Source organism: Pararhizobium antarcticum, from assembly GCF_001885585.1.
Lineage (GTDB): Bacteria > Pseudomonadota > Alphaproteobacteria > Rhizobiales > Rhizobiaceae > Pararhizobium > Pararhizobium antarcticum.
In genome coordinates, this window is record NZ_LSRP01000035.1 from 93,536 (window position 1) to 109,131 (window position 15,596).

Here is a 15,596-nt window from a genome sequence, read left to right on the forward strand (position 1 = left end):
TCAGTCCTTCTTGGCCTTGGTTGTCGCCTTGGCCTTTGGCTTTGCTGCTGCCTTCGATGGTGCTGCAGATTTGGGTTTCGCTGCCGCCTTCGGCTTGGCTGCTGCCTTCGGCTTTGCGGACTTTGTGGCTCCGGCGGCCTCGGCCTTTGTCGTTTTCGGCTTTGTCGTCTTTGCCTTCGAAGGCTTGGCGCCGCCGCCCTTGGCAATACGCTCGGCGATCAGCAGCAGCGCATCCTCAAGGGTCACCTCTTGCGGATCCTTGCCCTTTGGCAGGGTGGCATTGACCTTGGCCCAGTTGACGTAGGGCCCGTATTTTCCGTCCTTGACGGTGATCGCGCCACCGTCGGGGTGGTCGCCGATCTCCTTCAGCGGCGCGGCAGCCGCACCCCGTCCGCCAGGCCCCTTCGCTGCCTTGTCGGCGAGCACCGAGACCGCACGATTGAGGCCGATCGAGAAGACGTCCTCGATGGTTTCGACATTGGCATATTTGCCGTCATGCAGGATGAACGGTCCGTAACGGCCAAGCCCGGACGAAATCATCTTGCCGCTTTCCGGATGCGCGCCGATATCGCGCGGCAGGGACAGAAGTGCGAGCGCCTTTTCATGATCGATGGAGGCCGGCGTCCAGCCCTTCGGCAGGCTCGAACGCTTGGCTTCCTTGCCGTCACCGCGCTGCACGTAGGGGCCGAAACGGCCCGTGCGCAGGGTAATTTCCTCGTCGGTATGCGGATCCTTGCCCAGCGCCTGCGGCTCGCTGGAGGCGGACGCCTCGGCGCCGTCCTTGCTGTCGGAGGAGAGCTGCCGGGTAAAATTGCAGTCCGGATAGTTGGAGCAGCCGACGAAGGCGCCGTATTTGCCGAGCTTCAGCGACAGCTTGCCGGTGCCGCAGACCTGGCAGATGCGCGGATCGCTGCCGTCCTCGCGCTTCGGGAAGACCAGCGGTGCCAGTTCCTCGTTGAGCGCATCGAGAACATTGGTGACACGCAGTTCCTTTGTATCCTCGATCTGTGCGAAGAAATCCTTCCAGAAGTCGCGAAGCACGTCCTTCCAGTTCAGCTCGCCGGCGGAGATCTGGTCGAGCTTTTCCTCGAGCGATGCCGTGAAATCATATTCGACATAGCGTGCGAAGAAGCTCTCGAGGAAAGCCGTCACGAGGCGGCCCTTGGCTTCCGGGATCAGCTTGCGCTTGTCGATGACCACATATTCGCGGTCGCTGAGCGTCTTCAGCGTCGCCGCATAGGTGGACGGCCGGCCAATGCCGAGCTCTTCCATCTTCTTGATCAGCGTCGCTTCCGAATACCGCGGTGGCGGCTCGGTGAAATGCTGCGTCGAGTTGATCTTCTGCTTGGCGAGGTTTTCGCGTGCATTGATTTCCGGCAGGCGGCCATCCTCGTCGCCGTCATCGCTCTGCTCGCCGTCTTCCTTCTGGTCGGTATAGGCGGCGATGAAGCCGTCGAAGCGGATGACGGAACCGACGGCGCGCAGGCCAGCCTTCTGGCCACCATTCTCCGCCGTGATCTCGGCTGTCGTGCGCTCGATCTCGGCCGAGGCCATCTGGCTGGCGATGCCGCGCTTCCAGATCAGGTCGTAAAGTCGGATCTGGTCGGCATCGAGAAACTTGCGGACATGGTCCGGAATACGGTTGAAGTCGGTCGGCCGCACGGCCTCGTGGGCTTCCTGGGCATTCTTCGCCTTGGTCGAATAAAGGCGGGCCTTGTCCGGAACGTAGCGGGCGCCGAACTGGTCGCCGATGGCGATGCGGGCGGCGTCAATCGCTTCCGCCGCCATCTGCACGCCGTCGGTACGCATATAGGTAATGAGACCGACGGTCTCGCCACCGATGTCGATGCCCTCATACAGCTTCTGCGCCACCTGCATGGTGCGCGACGCCGAAAATCCGAGCTTGGAGGAGGCGGCCTGCTGCAAGGTCGAGGTCGTGAACGGCGGCGACGGGTTGCGCTTGACCGGTTTTGCCTCGACGCTGTCAACGGTATAGGCGGCGCCGTCGAGCAGGCTCTTCAAACGGCCGGCATCGTCGCCATTGCCGATCGATCGGGCCTGCAGGCGCTTGCCCTCGGCCGAAACCAGCCGGGCCTCGAATTCGTCACCGCGCGGTGTCTTCAGCAGCGCCGAGATGTTCCAGTATTCTTCGGAAACAAAACGTTCGATTTCGGATTCGCGGTCGCAAACGAGCCGCAGTGCGACGGACTGCACCCGTCCCGCAGAGCGCGCACCCGGGAGCTTGCGCCAGAGCACCGGCGAAAGGTTGAAGCCGACGAGATAGTCGAGTGCACGGCGGGCGAGATAGGCATCGACCAGCGGGATATCTATATCGCGCGGATTGGCCATGGCGTCGAGTACGGCCTTCTTGGTGATGGCGTTGAACACCACGCGGCTCACCGGCTTGTCGCCGATCAGCTTCTTCTTGCGCAAGAGATCCAGCACGTGCCAGGAAATCGCTTCACCCTCGCGATCCGGGTCGGTCGCAAGGATCAGGCCGTCGGCCGTCTTCAGCGCGTCACTGATGTCCTTCATGCGCTTGGCCGACTGGCTGTCGACTTCCCAGAGCATGGCGAAGTCCTCGTCCGGCAGGACCGAGCCGTCCTTGGCCGGCAGGTCGCGGACATGGCCGAACGACGCCAGAACCTTGTAGCCGGGGCCGAGATACTTGTTGATGGTCTTGGCCTTGGCAGGCGATTCCACGACGACTACATTCATGGTCATACTTCAGAGCAACCGTTCAAATGCGTGCCCTACCGGCAAAACGGTGGCACGCCCGGAAATATCGATGCCCCGACATGGACAGGGATTCGTCCGTGGTCAAGTGCCAGCGTTCAATTTAACCATGCACAACGCGATACAACCTATAAGAGATTACGTCAGTATTGCAATTAAAGATAAATGCGTTATCGTCTCGGAAGTGTAAAATCGTGCCCCGACAGATTGATTGAGGATGCGGTCAGAGATGACCGTGGCCGCTGGAAAAGCGACGCCTTTTCGCGGCATTCTCTCCGATCATTCCCATCTGGGCGCACGCAGGCGAGATGTGCAACAGGAAGTGAAATGATTGCGACCATGAATGGCGCCGGCAAGACCAACAGGCAGACACAAGACAACATCGCCTATATCCGCCAGATGCTCGGCGAACTGCGCGGTGTCGCCAGCAATGAGGGCGCCGACATGTTGTGTTACCTGATCGAGATGGCCTTCGTCGAGGCCGGCGACATCCAGGAGGGCAAGCGCCAGCTGTCAATCCAGCAAGCTGAGCGAAACAAGCCCGCCGGCATGCCGGTGAAGCCGCCCGGCGAGATCCAGTTCTAGCAACACGAGATAGATTGCAGAGGGCGTCAGGCCGGTGTGGCGGACAATGTCGTCGATCTCAACCGGCGTCGGGCCGAGCGCATCGGTGATCCGGGCGCGCTCGCTGTCATTGGGGGGTGGGGCCATGATGCCGTCACCTTCCGGTTCTTCGGCTTGCGGCTGCGAAAACAGATCGATGCGGCTGAGGGGAGCGAGCGCTTCCAGAATGTCCTGCGGGCTCGTGGTGATGGTGGCGCCGTCCTTCAGCAGCCCGTTGGTGCCGTGGCAGCGCGGGTCGAGCGGCGATCCGGGCACGGCAAAGACTAGCCGTCCGAAATCGGCCGCATAACGTGCGGTGATCAGCGATCCCGAACGCGCCGCAGCCTCGACCACGGCAAGGCCCAGGCTGACGCCGGCGATCAGGCGGTTGCGGCGCGGGAAATCCCGGGCACGCGGCTCCCAGCCGAACGGCATCTCGCTGATGGCAAGGCCATTGCCGCCGGTGATCTCGTCCAGCAGGCCGACATTTTCCGGCGGATAGGGCTGGTCGAGCCCGCCGGCCAATGCCGCGATCGTGCCGGTTTCAAGGCTGGCGCGATGGGCGGCCGTATCGATGCCGCGGGCAAGGCCGGAAATGACCGCATAGCCGGCCCGCCCGACGTCGCGGGCGATCATGGCTGCGAATTTTGCGCCGCTGATCGAGGCATTGCGCGAGCCGACAATGCCGACCGAAGGCACGGTCGCAACCGACAGCCGTCCCTTGACGGCAAGGAGCGGCGGTGCCGCATCGATCTGGCGGAGTGCCGGTGGGTAGTCGGGTTCGCCGATGCCGATGAAGCGCGCGCCGAACCGGTGCGCCAGTGCCAGTTCCTTTTCCGCGTCGGCAAGCGAGGCGACACGGATCGCCCGGGTCGAGCCGCCGCGCCGCGAAAGCTCCGGCAGCATGTCCAGCGCCGTTTCGGCCGAGCCGAAATGATTGATCAGGTCGCGGAAGGTGGCGGGGCCGACATTGTCGCTTCGGATCAGCCGCAGCCAGGCAATTCTCTGTCGTTCCGTCAGCGCGATGCCTTTTCGTCCTGCGCTGGCGTCCGGCATGTCTTCTATCCCTTTTCGCCGATCCGGCCTTCGGTGCCGGCAAGCAGCCTTTGAATGTTCGCCCGGTGCTTGATCCAGGTGATGACGCTCATCACCACGAACAGCAGCCCGATTTTCCCGTAGCCCGAGGCCAACAGTACAACCGGAACGACAAGCGTTGCAACCAGTGCCGAGAGCGAGGAGTAGCGGCTCAGTTTGGCCATGACGAGCCAGACAGCGGCAAAGACCAGCACGATCAACGGCGCAAGGCCAAGCAGCACGCCGATATAGGTCGCGATGCCCTTGCCGCCCTTGAAGCCGAGCCAGACGGGATAGAGATGACCGAGGAAAGCGGCAAAGCCCGAGGCAATGCCCGCCTCGATGCCGAAGACTGAGGCGGCGATGGCCGCAGCCGCCGTGCCCTTGAACGCGTCAAGCAGCAGCGTCGCTACGGCGAGTTTCTTGTTGCCGGTGCGCAGCACGTTGGTCGCGCCGATATTGCCTGAACCGATCTTGCGCACATCTCCGAGCCCGGCCATGCGGGTGAGGATCAGGCCAAAGGGTACGGAGCCGAGCAGATAGCCGAAAACCAGGCAACCCAGCGTTAGCGGCAGCGCAAGCTGCCAGTCGAAAATATCCACGGGTTACCCTCCCTCATTCCATCTGCCTAAAGCGAATGGACCAGTTTTCCCGCAACATAGGTTTGAACCGCCCGGCCGGTAAAGCGGGCATTTTCGAAGGGCGTGTTTTTCGAACGCGAGACAATCGTCTCCTTCGAGACGATCCAGGGCTCGTCGAGGTCGATGACGGTGATGTCCGCCTTGGCACCGGGTGCAAGCGTTCCGGCATCCAGACCGAAGATCCTTGCCGGACGGCTGGACAGAGCATCGAACAGTCGCATCAGCGAAACCTGGCCGCTGTGATACAGGCGCAAGGCCGCCGCCAGCATGGTTTCCAGCCCGATCGCGCCATCGGCGGCATCGGCAAAGGGCAGGCGCTTGGTATCGACGTCCTGCGGATCGTGAGAGGAAACGATGATGTCGATGTCGCCGTCCGACAGGGCCTGAACCATCGCCATCCGGTCGTCCTCGCCGCGCAGCGGTGGCGAGAGCTTGAAGAAGGTGCGGTATTCGCCGATGTCGTTTTCGTTCAGAGTCAGGTGATTGATCGAAATGCCGCAGGTGACGTTGGCTCCCCGCTTGCGGGCGGCAGCGATTGCTTCCACCGATTCGGGCAGCGATATCTTGGCGGCGTGATAGGCACCGCGGGTCAAAGCCGCGATGCGCAAGTCGCGCTCCAGCGGAATGATTTCCGCCTCGCGCGGAACGCCCGGCAAGCCAAGCCAGCTCGCCAAGAGGCCCTCGTTCATGACGCCGCCGGCACCGAGATATTTGTCGCGCGTCTCGAGCGCAATGACGGCGCCGAACTCGCGGGCGTAGGTCATGGCGCGGCGCAACACGAGCGTGTCATGCACCGGCCGGCGGCCATTGGTGAAGCAGACGGCGCCGGCTTCGCGCAAAAGGCCGAATTCTGTCATCTCCTCGCCGTCGAGATGTTTGGTCAGCGCCGCCGCCGGATAGACATTGACCAGCGCCTTGTCGCGCGCCGTCTTCTGGACGAACTGCACGAGCGCGATGTCGTCGATCACAGGATCGGTATCCGGCATGGTGATGATCGAGGTGACGCCGCCAGAGGCCGCCGCCCGTGAGGCCGATTCGATCGTCTCGCGGTATTCGCCGCCGGGTTCACCGACAAAGACGCGGGCATCGACAAGGCCGGGAACGGCGAGCAGGCCGCTGCAATCCTTCACGGTCGCACCGTCGGGCACGCCTTCATTCTGGGCTGTCTTGCCTGCCGCCAGAATGATGCCATTTTCGATGATGATCGTGCCGGTTTCGTCCAGATTGCGCGAGGGATCGATGATGCGGAGGTTCTTGAGGACGAGCGTACCGGTCATGCGCGCGGCCCCTGGTTCTGGGATAAGAGGAGCGTTTCCATCACCGCCATGCGCACCGCAACCCCCATTTCCACCTGTTGTTCGATGACGCTCTGTGGCCCGTCGGCAATTTCCGAGGCGATTTCGACGCCGCGGTTCATTGGCCCGGGATGCATGACGAGCGCATCCTCCCTGGCGGCCTTCAGCTTCTCCGCATCCAGTCCGAAATAGCGGAAATATTCGCGGACCGAGGGCACGAAGGACCCGGCCATGCGCTCGCGCTGCAGGCGCAGCATCATCACCACGTCCGCGTCCTTCAGGCCTTCCTCCATCGAGTGATAGACCTCGGCGCCCATCTCGGCGATGCCGGCCGGCAAGAGGGTCGCGGGGGCGACCACGCGCACGCGGGCACCCATCTGGTTGAGCAGCAAAATGTTGGAACGCGCGACGCGCGAATGCAGCACGTCGCCGCAGATGGCGACGATGATGCGCGACAGCTTGCCCTTGGCGCGCCGGATGGTCAGCGCGTCGAGCAGCGCCTGCGTCGGATGCTCGTGCTGGCCGTCGCCGGCATTGACCACGGCGCAGGAGACTTTCTGCGCCAGAAGGGCTGCGGCACCGGCCGAGGAATGGCGAACGACCAGAACGTCGGGGTGCATGGCGTTCAGCGTCATCGCCGTATCGATCAGCGTTTCGCCTTTCTTGACCGAAGAATTGCTGACAGACATGTTCATGACGTCGGCGCCGAGCCGCTTGCCGGCCAGTTCGAACGAGGCTTGCGTGCGGGTCGAGGCCTCGAAGAACAGGTTGATCTGCGTCAACCCCCGGAGCGTCGATGTCTTCTTTTCCCGCTGCCGCGAAATCTTCACGGCCTCGTCAGCCCGGTCGAGCAGAAGCGTGATGTCCGGTTCTGTCAGGCCCTTGATGCCCAGCAGGTGCCGATGCGGAAAGAAATCCATGAAAGACCCGCCCCAATTTGTGATATGGCTGGTCTATAATCCGTGCATCCCCGACGGGCAAGGCGGCGGCACGGCAATCCTGTGCCATCCCCACGCTTTTGTGCCGGATTTGCAGCGTTGGGGAAATAGTTGCGGGAAGCGCTCGATATCGCAATCGGCGACAGTTTCGTCTCTCCGGAACTTGCGCTAGAACCGCCCCATGACTCAATTGACCCGGACTGAACAAAAACTTGGCGAACTGAACCAGCCCAAACCCTGGTCCGGCATCAATGCCTATCGATCCGACCCTTTGGTGGTCGACGTGACGTCGTCGATGCCACGGTCGTTGCGGGACGAATTCGAGACCATCGGCCGCTACGTGACCTCGCCGGAAGCGCAGGATCTGGCGCGCATGGCCAATCAGGGCGTGCCGCATTTGCGCACGCACGGCCCGCGCGGCGAACGGCTGGATGTCGTCGATTTCCACCCGGCCTGGCATGCGCTGATGCGCCGGTCGATGGCATCGGGTCTGCATGCCTCGGCCTGGGAAAACCTGAAGGACGAACAGGGCCGATCGCACAAGGCGCGTGCCGTGCGCTTCTTCCTGACCGCCCAGCTTGAGTGCGGCCATCTCTGCCCGCTGACCATGACCAGCGCATCGGTTGCGGCGATTACCGCTTCACCCGTCGTCCAGAAGGAATGGGCGCCAAAAATCCTGTCGCGGAAATATGATTCGGCAAACAAGCCCTGGATGCAGAAATCCGCCGTCACCATCGGCATGGGCATGACCGAAAAGCAGGGCGGCACCGATGTGCGTGCCAATACATCGACGGCCGAGCGGGTGGGCGAGGGGATCTACCGCCTCAACGGCCATAAATGGTTCATGTCCGCGCCGATGAGCGACGCCTTCGTCATGCTGGCCCAGACCCGCGACGGTCTTGGCTGTTTTCTGGTGCCGCGTCTGCTTGAGGACGGTGCCGCCAACGGACTGAAGTTCCAGCGTCTGAAGGACAAGCTTGGCAATCGATCGAATGCCTCTGCCGAAGTCGAATTCGCCGATACGTTCGGCTTCCTGCTGGGCACGCCGGACGGAGGAACGCGCACGATTCTCGACATGGTCACTCTGACCCGGCTCGATTGCGCGCTGGCCTCGTCCGGCATGATGCGCGCCTCGCTGGCCGAAGCGGTGCACCATACGCGCGGTCGCAGGGTCTCGGGCAGGCCGCTGGTTGACCAGCCGATGATGACGCGGGTTCTCGCCGACATGGCGCTGGATGTCGCCGCCGCCAGCGCGCTGTCGCTTCGGGTCGCGGAGGCCTTCGACAGGGCGCGCGACAGTTCGGAAGATGCGGCCTATGCCAGGATCATGACGCCGGTGGCGAAATACTGGACCTGCAAGATTGCCCCCGGCCTGATCTATGAGGCCATGGAGTGCCTTGGCGGCAATGGTTATGTCGAGGAACGGCCGATCGCCCGCCACTACCGCGAAGCGCCGGTCAATGCCATCTGGGAAGGCTCCGGCAATGTCATGGCGCTGGATGTGCTGCGCGTTCTTCAGCGCGGCAAGGACCTGTTCGAACTGCTGTTCCAGGTGATCAGCCGCGATCTCGGTCCGGCAGCCAAGAAGACCGTCGATGTGCTTAGGGCGGCCATGTCGCTTTGCGAGCGTGACGAGGGGGCGGCGCGCATGCTGATCGAACAGCTGGCGCTGGCCGCCGCCGCCGCAGAGCTCTACCGTCTTGGGGCCGGCAGGATTGCCGATGCCTTCCTCGAATCGCGCCTTGCCGGCGGCTGGCGCTCGACCTACGGCATGCTCGATTCGCGTTTCGATTCGGCATACATCGTCGACCTGCTCTATCCTGCGGCGATATAGGCGGTGACGGTCAGGACCAGAGGGATGGTGAAGAAGGACAGAACCGTCTGCACGGTTGCAACGGCGGCATAAAGCGGCGCGTCGCCCCCCATCTGCTTGGCGAGCAGATAGCCATTCATGGCGGTCGGGACGCTCGCACCGAGCGCGATCACCAGAAGCGCTTCCCCCCGGATCCCGAGCAGGTAGCTCGCACCGACCATGAAAACCGGCATCAGGATCAGCTTCAGGAAGACCGCAAACAGGGTGATCAGGCGGGGCTTCAGGGCATCCGACACCTTGAGCCCGGCACCGACCATGACAAGGCCGAGGCTGAGCGAGGCATTGCCCAGCATCTCGATCGCGCCCAGCACCGGGGCGTAGACGCGGATGCCGAAGAGATTAAGCAGGATGCCGAGCGCCGAGGCGACGATCAGCGGGTTGGTCGCGATCTTGAAGGCGAAGAATTTGAAGCCGCGCGATCCGCCGCCGAACCAGACCAGCACGCCGACATTGTAGAGATTGATGGGGATGATCACCAGCGTCATCACCAGCGCCGTCAGGCTGAGCCCGATCGGTCCGTAGAGCTTCTGGGCAATCGCCAGTGCCATGAAGCCGTTCCAGCGTGTCGCCGTCTGGAAAACGGAGGTGAAGGCGGGCGCGGAGACATTCCTGGCCCGCAGCAGCGGCCAAAGCGCCAGCAGGCAGGCGCACATCAATGTGATGCTGCCGATCGTGGCGATCGCCGTCGCATCCGCCCTCATGCCGGAAAAATCCCCCGTTGCCAGCGTCGAGAACAGAAGCGCGGGAAACAGGATGAAATAGCCGAGTTGCTCCAGGCCTTCCCAAAGCGTGCGATCGATCAGCGGTGATCGCTTCAGCCAGACGCCCAGGAGGACGAGCAGGAAGATCGGCAGGATGCTTTCGAAGATAATGGTCATGGGGGACTCGGGGAGGCGGGACGGCCACCGATAGCGGCTCACAGCGGTTGCGGCAACCCTTGGCCGGCCTGTGCAAATTAACCTTAACAAATGGTTTACGTTGCACCGTGAGGGTTAACGGGCAAAATGGGACGGTAAAGAAAAGTTTAACGCCATGCGGAACGGAGCGGTTCGGTGAGAACTGGCTTGATAATGATCATGATGATGTTTTTTGCAGGGCTGCCGCTCGATATCGAGATGCCGGCGGTGGTTCTGGTCGGCGCTATGGCGCTCGACTGGGCAGCCTTCCGTCTGATCGGCCGCCTGTCGCAAGAGAGGAAAGCCGCATGAAATGGTTTCTGATCCTGTGGGCTTGCCCGGTGATCCTTCTGACAGGCTGGTACGGGCTTTCCTATTACGACATGAGCTTCGGCATCTTCATGCTGACACGCCAGGCACATGATCTGGTGTTTGCGGTCTATGGCAATGTGCTTGGCATTCCGCCGGAAACCATTCCGCCGCTGGTGGCCCGCGCCATCGCCTTCGACAGTCTCATCGTCTTTGCGATCATCGCCTATCGCAAACGGCGCGCCATCGCCGCATGGTATCGCCAGCGCTTTCCGGCCGTTCAGTCGGCCGCTGCAGGCGGGACGGCATTCGCCAAGGACAGCAGCCTGTCCAGCGCGCCCTGAAGAATGAAGGAGGCGGCGGCCGAATCGATCCGGTCGGCCCGCTTCTTGCGCGACACGTCCATCTCGATCAGCACCCGTTCGGCCGCGACCGTCGACAGACGCTCGTCCCAGTAGACGAAGGGCAGGGCGGTCTTTTGCTCCATATTGCGGACGAAGGCGCGGGTTGCCTGCGCGCGCGGGCCCTCGCTGCCGTCCATATTGATCGGCAGGCCGATGACGAAGGCCAGGATCTTTTCCTTTTCCGCCATGGCGACCAGCGCCTGGGCATCAAGACCGAACTTCACCCGGCGGATGACCTCGCGCGGCGTCGCGAACCGGCGGCCGAGATCCGAGACTGAAATGCCGATCGTCTTGGTGCCGAGATCGAGCCCGGCGATCGCCTGTCCGCGCTGAAGCGTCGCGGCGAGTTCTTCGATGGAGACAACAGCCATGTGATTTGCCGATTCGATCTTTTTTTGTTGTGTTGGCCTTCCATATGCTGCCCCAGCGGATAAAGCATCCCGCACCGTCAACATCAGGAGCAATTCCATGAAAATCCAATGGCTCGGCCACTCCGCCTTTCACATCGAAACGGCGAAGGCCAAGATCCTGATCGATCCGTTCTTCACCGGCAATCCGTCCTTTCGCGAGGAAGGCCGCAAGGATGCCGCGGCCGGCCTGACCCACATTCTCCTGACACACGGGCATGGCGACCATGTCGGCGACACGATCGCGCTTGCCAGGGAAACCGGGGCGACCGTTGTCGCCAATGCGGATCTGGCCGCATGGCTCGGGTCGAAGGGGGTGAGCGCGCTTGAGATGGGCAATACAGGCGGCACGATTCACCTCGATGGCTTTTCCACGACCTTCGTCAATGCCTTGCACTCGTCCGCGCAGATCACGGAAGACGGCGTCTCGCATGCGCTCGGCAGCGCCAATGGCCTGGTTTTGCATTTCGACGACGAGCCGACCCTGTACCACATGGGCGATACCGACATTTTCTCCGACATGGCGCTGATCCAGGAACTGCACCAGCCGGAAATCGGCCTTGTTCCGATCGGTGACCGGTTCACCATGGGCGGTGCCGTGGCGGCGCTCGCCTGCCAGCGCTATTTCAAGTTCGGTACGGTCTTGCCCTGCCATTACGGCTCGTTCGGCATCATCGACCAGACGCCGGACCTGTTCATTGCCGGCATGGATGGCGCCAAGACCAAGGTCGAAGCGCCCGCCGTTGCCGCTCTCCTCACGCTCTGAGGCCAGCAAACGACATTCCCCCGTTGCGTGGCCGCGTTCCGGCCATTATAGCGGGGGAAAGTTTTAAAGACCGGAGACGACCATGTCCGTAGATCTCGCCACCGTGAAGCGCGTCGCGCGCCTTGCCCGCATCGCCGTGTCCGAAGAAGAGGCACAGCGCATGACCGGCGAACTCAACGGCATTCTCGGGTTCGTCGAGCAATTGTCCGAGGTCGATGTAACAGGCGTCGAACCGATGACCTCGGTGACGCCCATGGCCATGAAGAAGCGTGTCGATGCGGTAACCGACGGCAACAAGGCCGATGATATCGTGGCCAATGCGCCGAATTCGGAACGCAATTTCTTCCTTGTCCCGAAAGTCGTCGAATAAGCGGCTGCCGAACACCTGCCGCGTCCGTTGCCACCGTAGTGCCGTTACCACCGAATTTGAAAGCCGCTTTCCGTCATGACCGACCTCACACGCCTGACCATTGCCGAAGCCCGCAGCAAGCTCACAGCCAAGGAGATCACGGCCGTCGAACTGACGCAGGCCTATCTCGGTGCGATCGATGCTGCAAACGGCGCGTTGAATGCCTATGTCGCGGTGACGCCTGAGAAGGCGCTGGCAATGGCCAAGGCCTCGGACGAGCGCATTGCCGGCGGCAAGGCAGGCACGCTCGAAGGCATTCCGCTGGGCATCAAGGACCTTTTCTGCACCGAGGGCGTACACACGCAGGCAGCCAGCCATATTCTCGATGGTTTCAAACCGCAGTATGAATCGACCGTCACCCAGAACCTTTGGAATGACGGTGCCGTCATGCTCGGCAAGCTCAACATGGACGAGTTTGCCATGGGCTCGTCGAATGAAAGTTCCTATTACGGCCCGGTGAAAAACCCCTGGCGCGCCACTGGCTCGACCATGGACCTGGTGCCCGGCGGCTCGTCTGGCGGCTCGGCCGCAGCCGTTGCTGCCTTCCTCTGCGCCGGCGCCACGGCAACCGACACCGGCGGCTCGATCCGCCAGCCGGCGGCCTTTACCGGAACCGTCGGCATCAAGCCGACCTATGGCCGCTGCTCGCGCTGGGGCATCGTCGCCTTTGCCTCCTCTCTCGATCAGGCAGGCCCGATCGCCCGCGACGTCCGCGATGCGGCGATCATGCTGAAGTCGATGGCATCAGTCGATGCCAAGGATACGACCTCGGTCGATCTGCCGGTGCCGGACTATGAAAAATCGCTCGGACAGTCGCTGAAGGGCATGAAGATCGGCATTCCCAAGGAATACCGCGTCGACGGCATGCCAGGCGAAATCGAAACCCTGTGGCAACAGGGCATCGCCTGGCTGAAGGACGCCGGCGCCGAAATCGTCGATATCAGCCTGCCGCACACGAAATATGCGCTGCCGGCCTATTACATCGTTGCGCCCGCCGAAGCCTCGTCCAACCTTGCCCGCTATGACGGCGTTCGCTACGGCCTGCGCGTCGACGGCAAGGACATTGCCGACATGTACGAAAAGACCCGTGCGGCTGGCTTCGGCACCGAGGTCAAGCGCCGCATCATGATCGGTACCTATGTGCTGTCGGCCGGCTATTACGACGCCTACTACCTGCAGGCCCAGAAGGTGCGCACGCTGATCAAGCGCGATTTCGAGCAGGCCTTCCACGCCGGCGTCGATGCCATCCTGACACCGGCCACGCCATCCTCCGCCTTCGGTATCGCCGATGCGGAACTGGCCGCCGATCCGGTGAAGATGTACCTCAACGACATTTTCACGGTCACGGTCAACATGGCCGGCCTGCCGGGCCTGTCCGTTCCCGCCGGCCTCGACGCCAAGGGCCTGCCGCTCGGTCTGCAGCTGATCGGCAAACCGTTCGAGGAAGAGACGTTGTTCAAGACCGCGCATGTCATCGAGCAGGCGGCCGGCCGTTTTGCGCCCGCCAGGTGGTGGTAAACGCAGCACCGCTGGTCAACAGGTGATTCTGGTGCTTAACTGCAGCGGAAAGGGTTCGCTGCATGATTTTTGTCCGCACTGCGCGTGAAGTCGAAGTGCAGCTGTTAAGCGCCATCGGCCTGCGTGCATGGGAGCAGGCGGTCTTCGGTTTGGCCGATGTGGAACGCATGCGTCGCGTTGCCGAACTGGCGTTTCTCTCCTTCCTGCGAAGCCATTGGGCGGTGACCAGCGTGATCGAGAGTGGTGGAACACCCGTCGGCTGGGGCGCATGCGAGGACCAGGATGGGGCGATCTCCGACCTGTGGATCGATCCCGTCGTTCAGGGCGCCGGCATGGGTTCACGCCTGCTTTTGCATGTCGAGGCGGAGATCGTGCGGGCCGGCTTTGACGACGCCACGACCAAGACCCACGCGCAGAATGCCCGCGCGATCGGCTTCTTCAGAAAACATGGCTATTCGGTCAACTGGCTGTCGACGACCTATTCGGCCAAGCTCGACCGCGATGTGGAATCGATCGGGCTGACGAAACGGCTGGTGGCCGACGAACCGCCGGGTTACGGCCCCGGCATGGGTGTTTGATGCGCGGCCGGTTTTGTCTGCTGTCGGTTTTCTGTTTCGCGCGACCATGCAAAACGCCGCGTTGCGCAACAGCGACCGGTCGAGCCGGTCTTATGTGATCCTGACCTTGAGCGGCCGGAAGACGGGGGAACACATCCTCGGACGGGCGGTGCTCTGACAGCGCCTAAGGGTTCGTCAGGGCTGCGGCGCTTCGAACATCAGTGACTGATGAAGCCCCAACGCTGCCACAACGCCATCGGCCGAGGAGAGCGTGATGTTACCAAAGGCGCGCGCGATGTCGCCGGCGGCATAGACGCCGGCAATGCTGGTGGCCTTTGCCGGGCTGGTGGCGATGATCCTGCCGGCCGGGCTCTCCTCCAGAGCACAACCGAGATCATGGACGATGGTGCCGCGGATCTGCAGGTCCGGGCCGACGAACAATGCCTTGACGTCGAGCGTTTTGCCGGTCTCCAGTCGAACGAATAGCCGGCCGTCCGGAGCGTCACCGACAGCATCAACCTTGCCCGCCTGCAGCGTTACGTTGCGCCTCTCAAGCAGGTTTAACGTTTCCTCCTCGGGGTCGGGCGTGCCATTGGTGAACAGGGTGACATCGCCCCAGTCGGCGACGACAGCGGCCTGATGCGCAGACATCGGATGCGAGGCAAGGACGCCGATCGGGCCGCCGCCGATTTCATAGCCGTGGCAATAGGGGCAATGCAGGACGCTTTTGCCCCACCGCTCTTTCAACCCGGGAATCTCGGGCAAACGGTCCTCGACACCGCTGGCTAGGAGGAGCCGTCGTGCCGACAATCGGGAGCCTGAGGATAGGCGAATAGAAAAATTGTCGATTGCACCTGCCGCAGAGTCAGCCTCTCCGCTCAGCAGGGTAACGGTCGGATAGGCTGCGAGTTGGTCTCTTGCCCGTGTGAGAATTTCGCCGCCGGACAGGCCGTCCATTGCCAGCACGCCATGCGCGTGGGCGGCGAAGCGGTTGCGCGGCGTGCCGCTGTCGATGACCGTCACATGGCGCCGTGCGCGGCCGAGAATGTAGGCCGCGGAGAGACCGGCAAAGCCGCCGCCGATGATGATTGCATCCTGGTGCATGATAGGTCCTTTCAAAGCTTCGCCGATCCGATGCCGCGATGGGTCTCGGTTTGCCGGGATGGGGGG

At 62.6% G+C, this 15,596-nt stretch carries 16 protein-coding genes; 8 read left to right on the forward strand and 8 right to left on the reverse strand.

All coding sequences use genetic code 11. The annotated features are described in order from the left end of the window. Entirely contained in the window at positions 1-2,718 is a 2,718-nt protein-coding gene (topA, locus tag AX760_RS04015) for a type I DNA topoisomerase (RefSeq protein ID WP_071831679.1), read from the reverse strand. A 345-nt stretch (positions 2,719-3,063) separates the two neighbouring features. Between topA and AX760_RS04020 the strand changes: the two genes are divergently transcribed. Beyond that, entirely contained in the window at positions 3,064-3,321 is a 258-nt protein-coding gene (locus tag AX760_RS04020) for a hypothetical protein (protein WP_083531057.1), read from the forward strand. Here the strand turns inward: AX760_RS04020 and dprA are convergent. Genes dprA through AX760_RS04040 form a run of 4 tightly spaced genes read right to left on the reverse strand, consistent with a single transcriptional unit; the run spans position 3,250 to position 7,269 of the window. Then, the gene (gene dprA / locus AX760_RS04025; protein WP_071831680.1) at positions 3,250-4,395 is read right to left on the reverse strand and encodes a DNA-processing protein DprA; all 1,146 of its coding nucleotides are present in this window, start codon (positions 4,393-4,395) and stop codon (positions 3,250-3,252) included. The genes AX760_RS04020 and dprA overlap by 72 nt on opposite strands. Positions 4,396-4,400: 5 nt before the next feature. Then, the gene (gene plsY, locus AX760_RS04030; RefSeq protein ID WP_071831682.1) at positions 4,401-5,015 is read right to left on the reverse strand and encodes a glycerol-3-phosphate 1-O-acyltransferase PlsY; all 615 of its coding nucleotides are present in this window, start codon (positions 5,013-5,015) and stop codon (positions 4,401-4,403) included. Between the two features lie 26 nt (positions 5,016-5,041). Then, a complete protein-coding gene (locus AX760_RS04035) occupies positions 5,042-6,331 on the reverse strand; it encodes a dihydroorotase (RefSeq protein WP_071831684.1) in 1,290 nt (429 codons plus the stop codon). Further along, positions 6,328-7,269: an aspartate carbamoyltransferase catalytic subunit gene (locus AX760_RS04040; RefSeq protein WP_071831686.1), complete on the reverse strand. Its 942-nt coding sequence runs from the start codon at positions 7,267-7,269 to the stop codon at positions 6,328-6,330. The genes AX760_RS04035 and AX760_RS04040 overlap by 4 nt, the downstream gene beginning before the upstream one ends. Before the next feature lie 199 nt (positions 7,270-7,468). Here AX760_RS04040 and AX760_RS04045 point away from each other — a divergent pair, with 199 nt between their 5' ends. Next, positions 7,469-9,121: an acyl-CoA dehydrogenase family protein gene (locus tag AX760_RS04045; RefSeq protein ID WP_071831689.1), complete on the forward strand. Its 1,653-nt coding sequence runs from the start codon at positions 7,469-7,471 to the stop codon at positions 9,119-9,121. On the opposite strand, the gene AX760_RS04050 is transcribed toward AX760_RS04045, so the two are convergent. After that, the gene (locus AX760_RS04050; protein ID WP_071831691.1) at positions 9,103-10,038 is read right to left on the reverse strand and encodes an AEC family transporter; all 936 of its coding nucleotides are present in this window, start codon (positions 10,036-10,038) and stop codon (positions 9,103-9,105) included. The two genes, AX760_RS04045 and AX760_RS04050, sit on opposite strands and share 19 nt — an antisense overlap. A 198-nt stretch (positions 10,039-10,236) precedes the next feature. Between AX760_RS04050 and AX760_RS27925 the strand changes: the two genes are divergently transcribed. Both AX760_RS27925 and AX760_RS04055 read left to right on the forward strand, forming a co-directional pair. Next, the gene (locus AX760_RS27925) at positions 10,237-10,368 is read left to right on the forward strand and encodes a hypothetical protein (protein WP_280950752.1); all 132 of its coding nucleotides are present in this window, start codon (positions 10,237-10,239) and stop codon (positions 10,366-10,368) included. Further along, entirely contained in the window at positions 10,365-10,709 is a 345-nt protein-coding gene (locus tag AX760_RS04055; RefSeq protein WP_071831692.1) for a DUF6105 family protein, read from the forward strand. Before AX760_RS27925 ends, AX760_RS04055 begins: the two co-directional genes overlap by 4 nt. On the opposite strand, the gene ruvX is transcribed toward AX760_RS04055, so the two are convergent. After that, positions 10,646-11,140 (reverse strand): Holliday junction resolvase RuvX, encoded by a 495-nt coding sequence (gene ruvX, locus AX760_RS04060; protein WP_071831735.1) that lies wholly within the window; start codon positions 11,138-11,140, stop codon positions 10,646-10,648. The genes AX760_RS04055 and ruvX overlap by 64 nt on opposite strands. A gap of 97 nt (positions 11,141-11,237) precedes the next feature. On the opposite strand from ruvX, the gene AX760_RS04065 reads away from it, so the two are divergent. The 4 genes from AX760_RS04065 (at position 11,238) to AX760_RS04080 (ending at position 14,447) form a co-directional block, all read left to right on the forward strand. After that, on the forward strand, positions 11,238-11,942 hold the full coding sequence (locus AX760_RS04065; RefSeq protein WP_071831694.1) for a metal-dependent hydrolase: 705 nt from the start codon (positions 11,238-11,240) through the stop codon (positions 11,940-11,942). An 82-nt stretch (positions 11,943-12,024) separates the two neighbouring features. Then, a complete protein-coding gene (gene gatC / locus AX760_RS04070; protein WP_071831695.1) occupies positions 12,025-12,312 on the forward strand; it encodes an Asp-tRNA(Asn)/Glu-tRNA(Gln) amidotransferase subunit GatC in 288 nt (95 codons plus the stop codon). Positions 12,313-12,387: 75 nt separating this feature from the next. Further along, a complete protein-coding gene (gene gatA, locus AX760_RS04075) occupies positions 12,388-13,869 on the forward strand; it encodes an Asp-tRNA(Asn)/Glu-tRNA(Gln) amidotransferase subunit GatA (protein ID WP_071831697.1) in 1,482 nt (493 codons plus the stop codon). Positions 13,870-13,931: 62 nt separating this feature from the next. Then, positions 13,932-14,447, forward strand: coding sequence for a GNAT family N-acetyltransferase (locus AX760_RS04080; protein ID WP_071831698.1), 516 nt, complete (start codon positions 13,932-13,934; stop codon positions 14,445-14,447). A gap of 174 nt (positions 14,448-14,621) precedes the next feature. On the opposite strand, the gene AX760_RS04085 is transcribed toward AX760_RS04080, so the two are convergent. Further along, positions 14,622-15,530: an NAD(P)/FAD-dependent oxidoreductase gene (locus AX760_RS04085; protein ID WP_071831699.1), complete on the reverse strand. Its 909-nt coding sequence runs from the start codon at positions 15,528-15,530 to the stop codon at positions 14,622-14,624. Positions 15,531-15,596 lie beyond the last annotated feature (66 nt).

Excerpts from the sequence above, each read along its gene's own strand:
- AX760_RS04045 (WP_071831689.1), top strand. The coding sequence starts at position 7,469 with ATGACTCAATTGACCCGGACTGAACAAAAACTTGGCGAACTGAACCAG.
- AX760_RS04080 (WP_071831698.1), top strand. The coding sequence starts at position 13,932 with ATGATTTTTGTCCGCACTGCGCGTGAAGTCGAAGTGCAGCTGTTAAGC.
- AX760_RS04035 (WP_071831684.1), bottom strand. The coding sequence starts at position 6,331 with ATGACCGGTACGCTCGTCCTCAAGAACCTCCGCATCATCGATCCCTCG.
- AX760_RS27925 (WP_280950752.1), top strand. The coding sequence starts at position 10,237 with ATGATGATGTTTTTTGCAGGGCTGCCGCTCGATATCGAGATGCCGGCG.
- ruvX (WP_071831735.1), bottom strand. The coding sequence starts at position 11,140 with ATGGCTGTTGTCTCCATCGAAGAACTCGCCGCGACGCTTCAGCGCGGA.
- gatA (WP_071831697.1), top strand. The coding sequence starts at position 12,388 with ATGACCGACCTCACACGCCTGACCATTGCCGAAGCCCGCAGCAAGCTC.
- AX760_RS04085 (WP_071831699.1), bottom strand. The coding sequence starts at position 15,530 with ATGCACCAGGATGCAATCATCATCGGCGGCGGCTTTGCCGGTCTCTCC.
- AX760_RS04020 (WP_083531057.1), top strand. The coding sequence starts at position 3,064 with ATGATTGCGACCATGAATGGCGCCGGCAAGACCAACAGGCAGACACAA.
- AX760_RS04040 (WP_071831686.1), bottom strand. The coding sequence starts at position 7,269 with ATGGATTTCTTTCCGCATCGGCACCTGCTGGGCATCAAGGGCCTGACA.
- AX760_RS04050 (WP_071831691.1), bottom strand. The coding sequence starts at position 10,038 with ATGACCATTATCTTCGAAAGCATCCTGCCGATCTTCCTGCTCGTCCTC.
- AX760_RS04065 (WP_071831694.1), top strand. The coding sequence starts at position 11,238 with ATGAAAATCCAATGGCTCGGCCACTCCGCCTTTCACATCGAAACGGCG.
- topA (WP_071831679.1), bottom strand. The coding sequence starts at position 2,718 with ATGAATGTAGTCGTCGTGGAATCGCCTGCCAAGGCCAAGACCATCAAC.
- dprA (WP_071831680.1), bottom strand. The coding sequence starts at position 4,395 with ATGCCGGACGCCAGCGCAGGACGAAAAGGCATCGCGCTGACGGAACGA.
- gatC (WP_071831695.1), top strand. The coding sequence starts at position 12,025 with ATGTCCGTAGATCTCGCCACCGTGAAGCGCGTCGCGCGCCTTGCCCGC.
- AX760_RS04055 (WP_071831692.1), top strand. The coding sequence starts at position 10,365 with ATGAAATGGTTTCTGATCCTGTGGGCTTGCCCGGTGATCCTTCTGACA.